Below are 13,500 nucleotides of genomic sequence, written 5' to 3' on the forward strand. Positions count from 1 at the left end.
ATGCCTCAAACGCTACATCGCCCGAGACCTCTACCGCACACTCAACACACTGCACCACACCCCAGCGACAACTTGACAACTATAGAAGCGTCTCGTTCCGGGAGGGGAAGGCAGAGTCACGGGGCAAGCGATGGCTGCTCCTTCTCGCCAAAGACCTCCGAGAGCACCCGCTTCGCTGAGAACATACCACTCAAGCCGTGCACCCCAGGACCGGGAGGCGTGGATGCAGAGCACAGGTAGGCGCCCGGAACACCCAGGGAATATGGATTAAGGCGTGGTGTGGGCCGTGCGAACATCTGCCACAGCGTTGCAGCTCCCGCTGCGATGTCTCCGCCAACGTAGTTTGGGTTGTGTTGTTCCATCTCTGCGGCTGAAACAGACCGAGATGCCACGATCGTGTCCCGAAAGCCTGGGGCGAACTCCTCAATCCTACGGATAATGGCTTCCGTGGGGTCCTGCGTCGACCCAGCAGGAACATGCGCATAGGTCCACACTGGACGCCTGCCATCCACAACTCGAGTCGAATCCACAATGCCGGGGTCGCTCAACAATACGACCGGTTTCCTTGAGTGTCGTCCGCGAGAAACCTCCGCTTCCGCCGTAGCGAGGTCTTGCCGGGTGCCTCCAATGTGTACGGTTCCGGCCAGTCCAACATCTGATTGGGTCCACGGAATCGGTTCGGACACCACGAAGTCAACCTTCGCGGCGGCATTGCCGTACTTGAACCTGTTGAGCGAACCGGCCAGATCATCTGGTATTGACCGGCCAAGTATCCGCAGTGCGGCGCGTGGTGTTGTGTCGAAAAGATATGCCTGAGCCGCTGGAAGGTCGGAGCGATCCGTCACGTCGTGTTCTGTCCAGATCTCTCCGCCATGCGCTTTGAGATCAGCGACGAGGGCATCCGTGATGCTCTGCGTGCCCCCCTGCGGGATGGGCCAACCATGTGAGTGCGCAATCGTAGCAAGCATCAGGGCAGTTCCAGCGCCAGCCATGGATGGTAGCGGCGTGATGGCATGAGCGGCAACGCCGGTCAGCAGTGCCGGCGCAATGGCTTGTTTGAAACGATGGTTCCAGGTGCCCAGACCTTGTTCCAGAGCAAACAACCCAAACCGGGCGACGCCGGGGAATTCTCGGAGCATTGTGCGAGAGATGGAACGTTTATCACCGAGCGCTGCGGAGATTACCGCATCGGGATGCTCGCTCAGGTATCCGAACAGATCCAGCCACGCTCCCTCATCGGGACCCAACTCGGCTGCCGTCCGGCGAACGTCACGGTACGCCAGGCCCGCTGTGTGAGGAGTGATCGGTTGGGCGTACTGCACCTCCGGTTCAAGAAGGCAAACACCACGTGCGGCTAGGTCAAACTCGGCAAAGAACGGAGAGGCGATACCCATTGGGTGTACCGCGGAACAGATGTCGTGCACGATGCCTGGATACAGTCCGAGGTCTTGCGTGCGGGCTCCGCCACCGATGGTTGCATTGCGTTCAAGAACGCGAACGCCTAGACCAGCGCGCGCCAGGATAACGGCTGCAGCCAAACCGTTTGGGCCGCTGCCCACCACAACGACATCGCGTTCAACGCTCACTCTTGTTCCTCATCATTCGTGCTTGGTCCGTGGCCTGTGTGCCTGGATAAAACAATGGCTCGCCATACTCAAGAGTATGTCGAGCCATTGTGTTGCGGCGTGGAAGACTCTTCGTTAGCCGCTTCAGTGATCTCAATCAGAGAGGGCGGACCTGCTCGGCCTGCGGGCCCTTGGTTCCCTGTCCAACTTCGAATTCAACCTGTTGCCCCTCTTCGAGGCTGCGGTATCCATCGGTCTGGATCGCACTGAAGTGAACGAAAAGGTCTTGTTCTCCCGAGACCGGGGTGATGAATCCGTAGCCCTTTTCGGCGTTGAACCACTTAACGGTTCCTTGTGCCATGACTGCTCCTTGCATGGTGCTGGTGTTTCTGTCTCCAGGGTCAGAATCGGTACTTCATCACCTGTCAACAACATCGAGCCTAGTGGCTTTGGCGCTCCAAGAAAAGAGTTTTCACCTCGATAGATACATTTTTGGGACAACATTCCACACTGTGAAAATAGGCCACCCGTGAAGTATCTCTGTCAGTGTGCCTCTCGCTAGCGGATAACCACCGAGACCTCGGCCCGTAGTTCGGAGACCTCGCTCAGGTTCGTGATGCCCAGAAGCTCTCCGATGCGCTCCGCATTCGCCTGGTTTCCAGCACCCTTGTAGTAGATGATCGAGTTGGAGGGCAGATCGCCTTGGAAGTTGTCCGGCGTGACGTTGGTGAAGCCGTCCTGCGTCAGCTTTGCGGCTTCAGTTGCGGCAACGCCCTGGCGTCCGCTCGCATTCAGCACGCGAACGGATATGCTGCGGTCCACTTCCGGTGCGGCGGGTTCGTCATCTGCTGGGTCATCGCTTGCCGACGATTCGTCTGGGTCCGGCTCGTCGGTTTCCGTCTCATCCGGGGCAGGGTCTTCCGAGGACGAGTTGTCGGTGTCTGGATCCTCGCCGTCTTCATCCCCGAGTTCTCCGTCTGGGTCAGACGATTCGGTGCCGTTCGGATCAGCGGTACTGGTACCGGTGGCGTCATTGATCAACTCGTTGACCCGTGAGTTGGGCGACTGCATCAGGTAGTAAATGGAACCAAGCCCCAGCGCCGCCGCAACGACCAAGGCGACGAGGTACGGCCAGATCTGGCTCCAAGCACTGCGCGAGGCACGGTGCACACCGCTGCGTGGCACCGAGTCTGGCTGGATATCAAACTCATCTGGTGGATACGAGGTTTTCCGCTTACTCACGGGCTTAACACTATCCTTTTTAGTACGGCGTTAACTAGGCAAACGCATTGTGTTTCAAGACATTCTTTGTTCAGCGCCGACTATACGAGACGCTTTGCCGTGCGCGCCGCAAACGCTTCGGTTAAGCGTCGCACGGTTGCCGGAGCATATTCGATGGCTTCTGGACGTTCCATGAGTGCGGCAAGATACTGGTAATACTGAATTGGCGCTATTCCCAACTGTGTCGAAATTGCGCGTTCTTTGATGGCGGTCTTCTTCCACAATTTCGACTCAAAATCCAGGATTTCTCGCTCAAGCGGACTTAGCCCATCACGCTGCTCTTGGGGTATGTCGCCGGGCGTCGTAGCGATCCTGATAGTTTCCTCACTCATCCCTTTAAACGATAACCTCACCATGTGACAAACAACAGCACCGCGGCCAATGCACACATGAACTCACAGGTTTCTCCACTTGGCGAACTCGCAACCGACTGGGCAGAAGTACTCGCACCCCATGAGGAGCTCATTGCCCGGTTACTCACTGAGGCTTACAGCCCAGGACAGCACACGCTGCCCAAGCGAGACAACGTACTGCGCGCCTTCAAGACCCCTCTCAACGACGTACGGGTGGTTATCGTTGGCCAAGACCCCTACCCCACGCCGGGTGACGCGGTCGGCCTGTCGTTCTCCGTGGCTCCGGGATCCAAGATCCCTCGGTCTCTGGGCAACATCTACAAGGAACTCTACAGCGACCTCGGGATTGAGCCGGCACCGCACGGAGACCTCAGTCATTGGGCCGATCAGGGCGTACTGCTTCTCAACCGAGTTCTCACTGTTCCCGCGGGCGACGCAGGCGGGCACCGCAGACGAGGCTGGGAGACAGTCACCCACACCGCTATCGAGGCCCTTGCCGCCCGCGAGAAACCCCTCGTCGCCATTCTGTGGGGAGCGGATGCCATCAAACTCGAACCGCTCTTGGACTCGCACCACGTCATCACCTCAGCACATCCCAGCCCGCTCTCTGCCCGGCGCGGGTTCTTCGACTCCCGGCCCTTCTCACGGGCAAACGAGTTCCTCACACGCACCGGGCAAGACCCCATCGACTGGGAACTGCCAGACCCCAACAACATGCCGCCACAGCCTGAGCCGAACCTGCTGTTCTGACGTGACCGGATCGTCGCCACGCACACATTCAGCCTGCATTAAGGCGTTCGAGGACCGGCACAGAGATACGCAAAAGGCGTAGGATGGCAAGCGTGACTGAGACACCCGAACTGACTTCACAGCATGCCAACCCACCGAAATGGGAAAGTTACGTCGCGATCGGCGACTCTTTCTCCGAGGGCCTGTGGGACATCAGTCCAAACGACCCCGACCAGTGCCGAGGTTGGGCCGACATGCTTGCCATGACACTCTCTGCACGCCGTGTTGCGGCGGGAGAGACTCCCCTGCGCTACGCCAACCTCGCCATCCGCGGGCGGCTCCTACGCCCCATCATCGACGAGCAACTGCAGCCCGCACTCGACATGCAGCCCGACCTCATCTCAATCATCGGTGGCGGCAACGACATTCTGCGCCCCAACACCGATGTGGACCGGATTGCAGCGCACCTCGACCACGCCGTCGCGAAGGCCCGCGCCACAGGAGCCGACGTGCTTCTCGCGACGGGAACAGACTTTGGCGGTACAGGCTCACTCGCGCTCACCCGTTCCCGCATCGGACTGTACAACGCCCACATCTTCTCCATCGCGCACAGGCGCGGAGCCTACGTCCTTGACATGTGGGGCCATCGAGCAATCGCGGACTCACGTTTCTGGGCAGACGACCGTATCCACCTGACCACGCAGGGGCACCGTCGCGTCGCGGACATGGGACTCGTTGGACTTGGGCTACGACCAGAAAACCCGCGTTTTGCGGAACCTCTCGAAAAGGCTCCCGACCTTCCTCTGCGCGAACGCAGCCGAGAGTCATTGGACTGGGCCAAGGTCCACGTTGGACCATGGATCAAGCGCCGCCTCACTGGAACATCCTCCGGGGACAGTAGAGTCGCCAAGTACCCGACACTTGAGGAAATCGTGCAGTAGGAACCTAGGATTTGGCGTTCGCATCGATTGTCCTTGCCCGTGACACCAGTCGTACCGTGATCAAACCTGCGATTGTCTGCGCGAGCATCACCCCGATCGGCATAACCATTTGAAACTGTGCCGCCCCAGTGGCAATGCGCTAGCCATGGTCGCATTCCCAGCCCATGGATAGCCCGCTTACAGTACATGCGTGGGTACACGGAAAAGGTGGACCCAGACATTGTCCGGGTCCACCTGAGTTTGAGCCCCCTATCGGATTTGAACCGATGACCGCTCGCTTACAAGGCGAGTGCTCTACCACTGAGCTAAGGAGGCGCGCACAACCACATGCAGCGCAGTCGTGCAGGTAATAGATTAACCGCAGTTGGTGCCGGTTGGGAAATCGCATGCCGTAGGTTCAGCGGACCCGGGGCCGCAGCGGCTGGTTGCGCAACCCGACGCACGGTCAAACCGCACAACCAGCCAGGGCTCCTTCCCCGGCACCAACTGGGATCGGCTAGTTGGCGGCTGCGGCGATGCGCTCTTCCACGTCTGCCTGCCAGGCTTCAGCCTCGATGTACGAACTGGTGACGCGGTCCCCGTCAAAGAAGATCGCTGGGGTTCCGAAGCTTCCAGATTCATCACGCAACTCAGGGGTGTTGAGGGTGACAGTGGATGCAGCCTGGATGAAACGTTCGTACTTGCCGGAGGTGGCGGCCTCGGCGTCTTGGTCGCTCACACCGATGCTCTTGAGGTAGTCGGCCTGAGCGGTGGTGCCCATTCCGGTGGCAGTCTGGTTGATGAATGCCCAGCTAGCGAACTGCTGTGCCTTGTCGAGGTCCTTTTCGAGGAGTGCGGCATAGGTCGAGCCGCGCACGTAGGACTCGGAGGCTCCGAGGATCGCGATTGGGTGGAGACGCACTACGAGTTCTCCACTTTCCTGCTTGCCCATGAGCCAGTCGTTGTGAATGGTCTCGAAGTTGGCGCAGTGGCTGCACATGAAGTCGAGGTACAGGTCGAGGACCGGAACATCGGCGGGGAGTTCGGTGACGACCTCGCCCTGGTAGAGCGCGAAGGAACCATCGTCAGTGGAGGCATTGGCCGGTGCCTCGACATCGGCGGGCATCGACGTAATGTCGCTGGGGATGGTCGAGGGCGCCTGACGCAGAATGATCACGGCAAGGGCGACGACGAGCGCGAGTCCCGCGATGACGGCGGCCAGGATGACCATGCGTGAACGGCGTTCGCGGCGTTCCTGTTCCTTCTTGATCTCAAGCGCTTTGGCGCGCGCTTCTTCCCGGCGCTTGTTCTTGTCTACGCTCTGCTGGTTGCTCATGTGTCTGCCTGTCTTCGCTGTGTGGGCTGGTTGCCACACGTTTAGTTAAAGAATCTGCCGAGTATATTATTCGCCGATTCTGGAGAGATTCTGAAGGGCCATGGTTGCAATGCTGTTTCTCCGTACACGACAAACGCGATGTATGCGCTTGCTCCAAGAAGCAGGAACACGAGCACCATGGTTGCAAATGGTCCGGGGAAGAGCGCCTCCATTGTGAGTCTCCCTCCGAGCCGCGTGGTGCGGGTCAGCGGGCCGAACCAGGCGAGGATGACGAACACTGTGACCGCCGCGGCGATGATGATGGTCTGGTGCCCTCGGGCGATCTCTCCGTCTTGCGGTGATCCGCCTAGGTTTCCGCTGTAGGCCAGCCAGAACAGGCTTCCACCAACGAAGATGCTGACCACGCCACTGAATACCAGTGACGGCAGGGCGTAGGCGATACCCTTGATCGCATGCCAGGGAGCGAGGAATACCGCCGCAGCGGTGTCGCTCTGGCGTGGGCCGCGGCGTTCACGTTTGCCGTGATAGGCATCCCACCCAATCCCCACGACGGAGAAGAGCAGGAGGAAGCCGACCAACACGATGATCGTTATGAAGGGAGCCCAGCATGCTGCAAGGACAACGGTCAGTGCGGCCGCGCTCAGCGGCACCCAGCGATGCCGCGGTTCGGCACGTTGATAGTCATCCTCGGGGTAGCCCTCCCCATCTCCGCTGTCGAAGGATGGATAGCTGATCCCCTGGCTTTCGTCGAAGGTCTCGTGTTCCCCCGCACCCGCGCCAATGGGAGTGAAGGTCGGCGGTGTCCCACGTTCGAGGACTTCGGTTGCGGAATCTTCCGCTGAGATGACGGCCGTGTGGCCGTCTTGATTGCCGACGAGTTGGTTTCCCTCCAGCGGAACCGTTGCCTGGGGTCGCACGAGGGTTGGGTCGGCGTCGGGCAGCGGAACCGGTGGGGTTGCGGTGATGACCTCGGTTGCCTGGGAGTCGGTGGCGCTGTGATAGATCGGTACCGTGCCGGGCATGGCGGCGGCATCCTTGAGTTCTTCAATGACGTCCTGCGGACTCCATCTGTTCTCCGGGGACACCGCGAGCGCTCCGCGTAGCGCGTAGGCCACGCGTTCGTCGAGACCGTCCACGTCGGGTTTCCCGGCCATCGCTCGGGCGATGACCGCCTCGTAGCCTCCGTATCCGAAAGGCGCTCGCCCCGTGGCTGCGAAGGTGAGCACAGCGGCCCAACCCCACAGATCGGTTCCGGCGTTGGGGTGGCGACCATTGATGAGTTCGGGTGCAAGATAGCCGGGGGTCCCCACTACGAGGCCCGTGGCGGTCAGACGCGGGTCCTGCATTCCGTGTGCGATACCGAAGTCGATGAGCACAGGACCGTCCGTGCCCATGAGGACGTTGTTGGGTTTGAGGTCGCGGTGTACGACGCCCGCCTCATGGACTGCCTCTAGCGCGCTGTGGAGGCGCTGCGCCGTCGCTGCCAACTGTCCTGGTGGCAACGGGCCGTTATCGGCGACGTAGGCCTCGAGTGTTGGGCCTTCAACGAGTTCGGTCACGATGAAGGTCTCGTCAGCGTCGGTTTCGACATCGAGCATCGCTGCGACTGCCGGGTGGTTGACCTTGCGGAGCGAGGTTGCCTCGCGGATGAGTCGTTCGCGCAGTTCATCCTGATCTATTGCCGAACTGCGCAGGATCTTGAAGGCCACTGCCTGCCCACCGCCGTCTACCGCGCGGTAGACAACCCCCATAGCCCCAGCACCAAGCTGATTGACTATGCGGTAGCCACCGATCTCTGTCCCCGGCTCGAATCCCATCCGTTCCATAGTCCTACGGTATTCGCTCAGCGATGAATTTCTCCTCTCAAAGAGCACAAATCGCCTTGTGTCGGTATGGTGACTATGACCATAAGGAGTTAGTAAAGCATGAGCAAAGCCGTCTTTGACCTTGTTGTGATCTCGAACCGCCTACCAGTTGATATCACCTCGACCGACGGAGGCGAAGTCTCGTGGACTCGCTCGCCGGGAGGTCTTGTCACGGCTCTTGACCCTGTTATGCGGGACGCCGATGCCGCGTGGGTCGGCTGGAGCGGCGCCCCGGATCTGGAGCTTGAACCGTTTGATGCCGATGGCACCTTCCTCGTACCAGTTCCCTTGTCCGCGTCAGAGGTGAGCGAGTATTACGAGGGATTCTCCAACGACACCCTGTGGCCCCTCTACCATGACGTGATCGCACCGCCCGCGTTTCATCGTGCCTGGTGGGATGTGTACCGCCGCGTAAACGCCAGGTTCGCTGAGGCCGCTGCCGCTCAAGCCGCGCCCGGAGCGAAGGTCTGGGTACACGACTACCAACTACAACTCGTTCCAGCGCTCCTGCGCCAATTGCGCCCCGACCTGGAGATCGGTTTCTTCAATCACATTCCATTCCCACCGTATGAGCTGTTCCAGCAGCTTCCATGGCGGCGTCAGATTCTTGATGGCCTCCTTGGCGCGGATGTCATCGGATTCCAACGCCCAACTGACGCTGCGAACTTCAGGCGCTGCGTGACTGCACTGACCGGGGTGAAGGCCCGCACCGAGAAGTTCACGGTGCATGAGGGCGAGGGCTACAACCGGACCATTCAGGCATCCGCGTTCCCGATCTCAATCGACTCCAAGTCGTTCTCGGCTCTTGCCCGCAAGAAATCGGTTCGTAGGCGCGCTCAAGAGATCCGTGAGGAACTGGGAAACCCACGAGTGGTCATGCTCGGAGTTGACCGGCTCGACTACACCAAGGGAATCCGGCACCGTATCAAGGCCTATGGCGAACTACTTGAAGATGGCCGCGTCACTCCAGGCGACTGCACCCTCGTTCAGGTGGCCAGCCCAAGCCGGGAGAACGTCGAGGCCTACCAGGAACTACGGGAACACGTGGAGTTGCTCGTGGGACGGCTCAACGGCGAATACGGGCAACTGGGCCACACCGCAATCCACTACCTGCACCACTCCTACCCGCAGGCGGAGATGGCGGCGCTCTATCTTGCCGCGGACGTCATGCTCGTGACCTCCCTGCGCGACGGCATGAACCTCGTGGCCAAGGAGTACGTTGCAGCACGTAGCGATCTTGGCGGCGCGCTGGTGCTCTCTGAGTTCACCGGGGCCGCAGATGAACTCACCGGCGCCATCATGGTGAATCCACACGACATCGACGGCATGAAGGAGGCCCTTCTCGATGCCGCGAACATGACGCCGGACGAACGCCGTCGCCGCATGCTTCGGCTACGCCGCAAGGTCATGTCCAACGATGTGACTCGCTGGTCGAAGTCGTTCCTGAGCACTCTCGAATCGCTTGGGGCAACAAATCACACGGCATCGCAGTCGGTGCGATCCGCAGCCAGCCCACTCGAAGCACCAGTCAGCCCAGTGGCGGGAAAGTAAGGAACATGGCTTTGTCCACCCAACTACAGCAGGCCGTCAACAAGTTCGCCTCCCACAACGGACCACTGATCATCGCGACCGACTTCGATGGAGTCCTCGCGCCACTGGTCGACGACCCAAACCGCAGCCGCCCACTCCCACGAAGCGTGACAGCGCTACAGCGGCTCGCGAACTCTCGCGGAGGACTCGTGCACGTTGCCTACGTGTCTGGGCGACGCATTGATGAACTTGTCCAACTGGCCAAACCCGTCCCCGGTTCCCATCTTTACGGAACCCACGGCGCGCAGACGGGATACATTGACTCAACCGGCCAACTCGTCGCCAATCGCACGCAGTTGAGCAGCCACCAAACCGAAACCCTCGCCGCCGCGCGCGCCCGAGCCGAAAAACTGGCCGCATCTGCGGATGGCGCCTGGGTTGAGGTCAAGGAGACCTCCATCGTGCTCCACACGCGCCTCGCCTCTGATCGTGCCACCGCGCTCATCGAACCGGACTTCCGCGACTACGTGGCCACACTCGATGCGCACGCGATCTTGGGGCACGACGTCACGGAGGTCTCCGTCACCGATGCCACCAAGGGCAAGGCCATCGCGGCGCTACGGGCCGAACTTGGCGCGGCGTCGGTCGCCTACTTCGGAGATGACGTCACCGATGAGACGGTATTCTCGATACTCACCGAGGACGACCTCGGCGTGAAGGTCGGCCCAGGCGACACCGCGGCCGCATACCGAGTGGAAAGTCCCACCGATGTGGCATATCTACTTGAGGAGATTGCTGATAAAGTGAATGCGGGTCTCTAGCAGACCCACACAACAAAACATGTGTCGACGCGGACACTTTCCCTCAGAACACCCGAGTGGAAGAACGCGTGCACACCCATCACAACGGATCGTCCGGCACGTACCTGCCGGTGAAGGGATGTAGCACAAATGGCTACCGTAACCTATGACCACGCCTCACGTATCTACCCAGGCACCGAACGCCCAGCAGTTGACCAGTTGAACCTCCATGTTGAAGACGGAGAGTTCCTCGTCCTCGTTGGTCCGTCCGGTTGTGGTAAGTCCACCTCGCTCCGCATGCTCGCTGGCCTCGAAGACGTCAACCAGGGACGCATCCTCATCGGTGACCGCGATGTCACCGACGTTCAGCCAAAAGACCGCGACATCGCAATGGTGTTCCAGAACTACGCGCTGTACCCACACATGACCGTCGCCGACAACATGGGCTTCGCGCTCAAGATCGCTGGCGTCAACAAGACCGAGATCCGTCAGCGCGTTGAGGAAGCAGCAAAGATCCTCGACCTGACCCAGTACCTAGACCGCAAGCCAAAGGCACTGTCCGGTGGTCAGCGTCAGCGTGTTGCAATGGGTCGCGCAATCGTTCGTCAGCCACAGGTCTTCCTCATGGACGAGCCTCTGTCGAACCTCGATGCAAAGCTCCGCGTTCAGACCCGTACGCAGATCGCATCCCTGCAGCGTCGCCTCGGCGTCACCACCGTGTACGTCACCCACGACCAGACCGAGGCACTCACCATGGGTGACCGCATTGCGGTCCTCAAGGACGGTCTGCTCCAGCAGGTTGGCACCCCACGCGAAATGTACGACACTCCTGTGAACGTCTTCGTTGCAGGCTTCATCGGATCCCCAGCCATGAACATCGGCACCTACAACGTGAACAACGGCGTCGCAGAGATCGGTGACGCTCGTCTTCCGATCACCCGCGACGCAATCGCTGGCCTCACCGAGGCTGACAACGGACAGGTCACCATCGGTTTCCGTCCAGAAGCGCTCGAACTGGTCTCGGCATCGGACCCATCGGCACTCGCTGTTCAGGTCAACATCGTTGAAGAGCTCGGATCGGACGCGTTCGTCTACGGTTCGCTCAAGACCGCGAATGGCGACCAGGACGTTATCGTCCGCGTGAACCCACGCACCGCGCCAGACAAGGGCGAGTTCATCCACGTGGCGATCAAGCCAGGTGCTGAGCACGTATTCTCCCCAAGCAGCGGAGCACGTCTCGCAACCATCTGATCTTTAAGGTCAACAGGTAGTTTCCTGAACTCAGGGTGGGCGATCCTCAGGATCGCCCACCCTGAGTTTTTCCATACCTTGCGGCTTGAGGCAAAGGTAGTTCCGTTCGCCCACGACTCACCTGGTCGCCCAACCACCACGCGCCACTTCGCTTTGTTAGGGGTATGGGTTTTGTCTGGTGTGTGAGTGACCGGGACACTTACAGACGAGAAAAAACCTATACGCTTGTTTTCTTTGCCCGTGGGCTACCTGCGTTGAACGTGGAGATGCGGGTGGCAAACGCAGGGATGTATGGCTGGTTTCGCCGGTTTTTGGGTGGGTAACGACTGAACAGTGCACGGTTACCGGGAAGATGTCTCCCCCGCGTAGACTAGAGGACGTCGGCTCTCCGCATCCGACTCCCCTCGCGCCACGAGACAACTCACCAGACACGCAAGGACTTCGACCGTGCCCAAGCAGACTCTTCAGATCACCGCAGCCAAGCCAGACCCGGCTCTCCTCACGCTGCCATGGGACATCCCACTCGAAGAATGGCCACCCGACATTCTCGCGGCGCTCCCCCGCGGTATCTCTCGACACGTCGTACGGTTCGTGAAACTCTCAGGTCAGGTACTCGCCGTCAAGGAGATCGGTGAAACCGTGGCCTTCTCCGAGTACGAGTTGCTTCGGCAGTTGCAGCGCACCGATGTTCCCTCCGTTGAACCTGTCGGCGTCATCACCGGCCGTAAAGACAAAAACGGGGAACGTCTTGAGGCAGTGCTGATCACCAAGCACCTTCAGTTCTCCCTTCCGTATCGTTCCCTGTTCAGTCAGGCACTCCAACCAGACACCGCGACCCGACTCATTGACGCCCTCGCAGTGCTCATGGTTCGTCTGCACCTCATCGGGTTCTACTGGGGCGATGTCTCCCTGTCGAACACTCTCTTCCGGCGCGATGCCGAGACCTTCGCGGCTTGGCTCGTGGATGCCGAGACCGGCCAACTGCACCCTAAACTCACGCCCGGTCAACGCAACTACGACATCGATCTGGCGCGCACTAACATCATCGGTGAACTCATGGATCTACAGGCAGGCGAGATGATCGATGAGGACGAGGATGTCATCGCAATCGGTGACGCCCTCATGTCGCGCTACAACGAACTGTGGAGCGCCCTGCACGATCAGGAGGAGTTCGATGCTGATGAACCGTGGCGCGTGGCACAGCACATCGAGTACCTCAACGCTCTTGGCTTCGATGTCGACGAGATCGAGATGACCACCGACATCGACGGCACGACCATCGTGATCCAGCCGAAGGTTGTAGACGCTGGCCACCATGCCCGCAGGCTCATGCACCTGACCGGGCTCGATGTGCAGGAGAACCAGGCACGACGGCTTCTCAACGACCTCGAACACTACCGTGCGATCACCGAACGCCAGAATGACGAGATCGAGTTCGTTGCGCACGACTGGCTCGCCGAGGTCTTTGAGCCGACCATTCAGGCCGTGCCACGGGCGTTGCGGAAGAAGCTTGAGCCTGCGCAGTTGTTCCACGAGATCCTCGACCACCGGTGGTTCCTGTCGGAGCAGCAAAACCGTAACGTACCCATGCCGGAAGTCGTGGACTCATACGTCAAAAACGTGCTGCCCGAACGACCAGATGAGATGGCTGTTCTTGGACTCGACCCTGAGGATGCTTCCCTTCAGGACTAGCAGCACGTTCCAAGGTTGAGTTTGCCCGAGAATTTGCAGTTCACCTTAGGATTAACAGCGCACTCTTGTTTCCTCGAACGCAACGAGACGCTTCTATAGTTGTCAAGTTGTCGCTGGGGTGTGGTGCAGTGTGTTGAGTGTGCGGTAGAGGTCTCGGGCGATGTAGCGTTTGAGGCAT

General features: G+C 60.0%; 12 protein-coding genes and 1 tRNA gene. 6 read left to right on the top strand and 7 right to left on the bottom strand.

What is annotated here, in order from left to right; all coding sequences use genetic code 11:
* Positions 1-116: 116 nt before the first annotated feature.
* The 4 genes from ACFSYH_RS14800 to ACFSYH_RS14815 all read right to left on the bottom strand — a co-directional run bounded on the left by ACFSYH_RS14800 (position 117) and on the right by ACFSYH_RS14815 (position 3,178).
* Complete coding sequence (locus ACFSYH_RS14800; RefSeq protein WP_377468227.1) at positions 117-1,586, bottom strand: phytoene desaturase family protein; 1,470 nt, start codon at positions 1,584-1,586, stop codon at positions 117-119.
* Positions 1,587-1,722: 136 nt separating this feature from the next.
* Complete coding sequence (locus ACFSYH_RS14805) at positions 1,723-1,926, bottom strand: cold-shock protein (RefSeq protein ID WP_377468229.1); 204 nt, start codon at positions 1,924-1,926, stop codon at positions 1,723-1,725.
* 197 nt (positions 1,927-2,123) lie between these two features.
* Positions 2,124-2,387 (bottom strand): LytR C-terminal domain-containing protein, encoded by a 264-nt coding sequence (locus ACFSYH_RS14810; protein WP_377468231.1) that lies wholly within the window; start codon positions 2,385-2,387, stop codon positions 2,124-2,126.
* 500 nt (positions 2,388-2,887) lie between these two features.
* Positions 2,888-3,178 (bottom strand): DUF3263 domain-containing protein, encoded by a 291-nt coding sequence (locus ACFSYH_RS14815; protein WP_377468233.1) that lies wholly within the window; start codon positions 3,176-3,178, stop codon positions 2,888-2,890.
* 57 nt (positions 3,179-3,235) lie between these two features.
* Between ACFSYH_RS14815 and ACFSYH_RS14820 the strand changes: the two genes are divergently transcribed.
* Both ACFSYH_RS14820 and ACFSYH_RS14825 read left to right on the top strand, forming a co-directional pair.
* On the top strand, positions 3,236-3,949 hold the full coding sequence (locus tag ACFSYH_RS14820; protein ID WP_377468249.1) for a uracil-DNA glycosylase: 714 nt from the start codon (positions 3,236-3,238) through the stop codon (positions 3,947-3,949).
* An 83-nt stretch (positions 3,950-4,032) separates the two neighbouring features.
* Positions 4,033-4,869, top strand: coding sequence for an SGNH/GDSL hydrolase family protein (locus tag ACFSYH_RS14825; RefSeq protein WP_377468235.1), 837 nt, complete (start codon positions 4,033-4,035; stop codon positions 4,867-4,869).
* 243 nt (positions 4,870-5,112) lie between these two features.
* On the opposite strand, the gene ACFSYH_RS14830 is transcribed toward ACFSYH_RS14825, so the two are convergent.
* From ACFSYH_RS14830 to ACFSYH_RS14840, 3 genes are all read right to left on the bottom strand, one after another.
* Positions 5,113-5,184 (bottom strand) — tRNA-Thr (locus ACFSYH_RS14830).
* Between the two features lie 181 nt (positions 5,185-5,365).
* Positions 5,366-6,184 (bottom strand): DsbA family protein, encoded by an 819-nt coding sequence (locus tag ACFSYH_RS14835; RefSeq protein WP_377468237.1) that lies wholly within the window; start codon positions 6,182-6,184, stop codon positions 5,366-5,368.
* A 41-nt stretch (positions 6,185-6,225) separates the two neighbouring features.
* A complete protein-coding gene (locus ACFSYH_RS14840) occupies positions 6,226-8,001 on the bottom strand; it encodes a serine/threonine-protein kinase (protein ID WP_377468239.1) in 1,776 nt (591 codons plus the stop codon).
* Between the two features lie 108 nt (positions 8,002-8,109).
* On the opposite strand from ACFSYH_RS14840, the gene ACFSYH_RS14845 reads away from it, so the two are divergent.
* The 4 genes from ACFSYH_RS14845 to ACFSYH_RS14860 all read left to right on the top strand — a co-directional run bounded on the left by ACFSYH_RS14845 (position 8,110) and on the right by ACFSYH_RS14860 (position 13,322).
* Positions 8,110-9,600, top strand: coding sequence for an alpha,alpha-trehalose-phosphate synthase (UDP-forming) (locus ACFSYH_RS14845; protein ID WP_377468241.1), 1,491 nt, complete (start codon positions 8,110-8,112; stop codon positions 9,598-9,600).
* Positions 9,601-9,605: 5 nt separating this feature from the next.
* Complete coding sequence (gene otsB / locus ACFSYH_RS14850) at positions 9,606-10,400, top strand: trehalose-phosphatase (RefSeq protein ID WP_377468243.1); 795 nt, start codon at positions 9,606-9,608, stop codon at positions 10,398-10,400.
* Positions 10,401-10,529: 129 nt separating this feature from the next.
* A complete protein-coding gene (locus ACFSYH_RS14855) occupies positions 10,530-11,630 on the top strand; it encodes an ABC transporter ATP-binding protein (RefSeq protein ID WP_377468245.1) in 1,101 nt (366 codons plus the stop codon).
* 447 nt (positions 11,631-12,077) lie between these two features.
* On the top strand, positions 12,078-13,322 hold the full coding sequence (locus ACFSYH_RS14860; RefSeq protein ID WP_377468247.1) for a DUF4032 domain-containing protein: 1,245 nt from the start codon (positions 12,078-12,080) through the stop codon (positions 13,320-13,322).
* Positions 13,323-13,500: the final 178 nt, after the last annotated feature.

The organism is Populibacterium corticicola (assembly GCF_042683685.1).
GTDB lineage: Bacteria > Actinomycetota > Actinomycetes > Actinomycetales > Cellulomonadaceae > Timonella > Timonella corticicola.

What these genes read in the sequence shown, in the direction of transcription:
- ACFSYH_RS14815 (WP_377468233.1), bottom strand. Translation starts at nt 3,178, where the DNA reads ATGAGTGAGGAAACTATCAGGATCGCTACGACGCCCGGCGACATACCC.
- ACFSYH_RS14855 (WP_377468245.1), top strand. Translation starts at nt 10,530, where the DNA reads ATGGCTACCGTAACCTATGACCACGCCTCACGTATCTACCCAGGCACC.
- ACFSYH_RS14825 (WP_377468235.1), top strand. Translation starts at nt 4,033, where the DNA reads ATGGCAAGCGTGACTGAGACACCCGAACTGACTTCACAGCATGCCAAC.
- otsB (WP_377468243.1), top strand. Translation starts at nt 9,606, where the DNA reads ATGGCTTTGTCCACCCAACTACAGCAGGCCGTCAACAAGTTCGCCTCC.
- ACFSYH_RS14835 (WP_377468237.1), bottom strand. Translation starts at nt 6,184, where the DNA reads ATGAGCAACCAGCAGAGCGTAGACAAGAACAAGCGCCGGGAAGAAGCG.
- ACFSYH_RS14820 (WP_377468249.1), top strand. Translation starts at nt 3,236, where the DNA reads ATGAACTCACAGGTTTCTCCACTTGGCGAACTCGCAACCGACTGGGCA.
- ACFSYH_RS14845 (WP_377468241.1), top strand. Translation starts at nt 8,110, where the DNA reads ATGAGCAAAGCCGTCTTTGACCTTGTTGTGATCTCGAACCGCCTACCA.
- ACFSYH_RS14840 (WP_377468239.1), bottom strand. Translation starts at nt 8,001, where the DNA reads ATGGGATTCGAGCCGGGGACAGAGATCGGTGGCTACCGCATAGTCAAT.
- ACFSYH_RS14805 (WP_377468229.1), bottom strand. Translation starts at nt 1,926, where the DNA reads ATGGCACAAGGAACCGTTAAGTGGTTCAACGCCGAAAAGGGCTACGGA.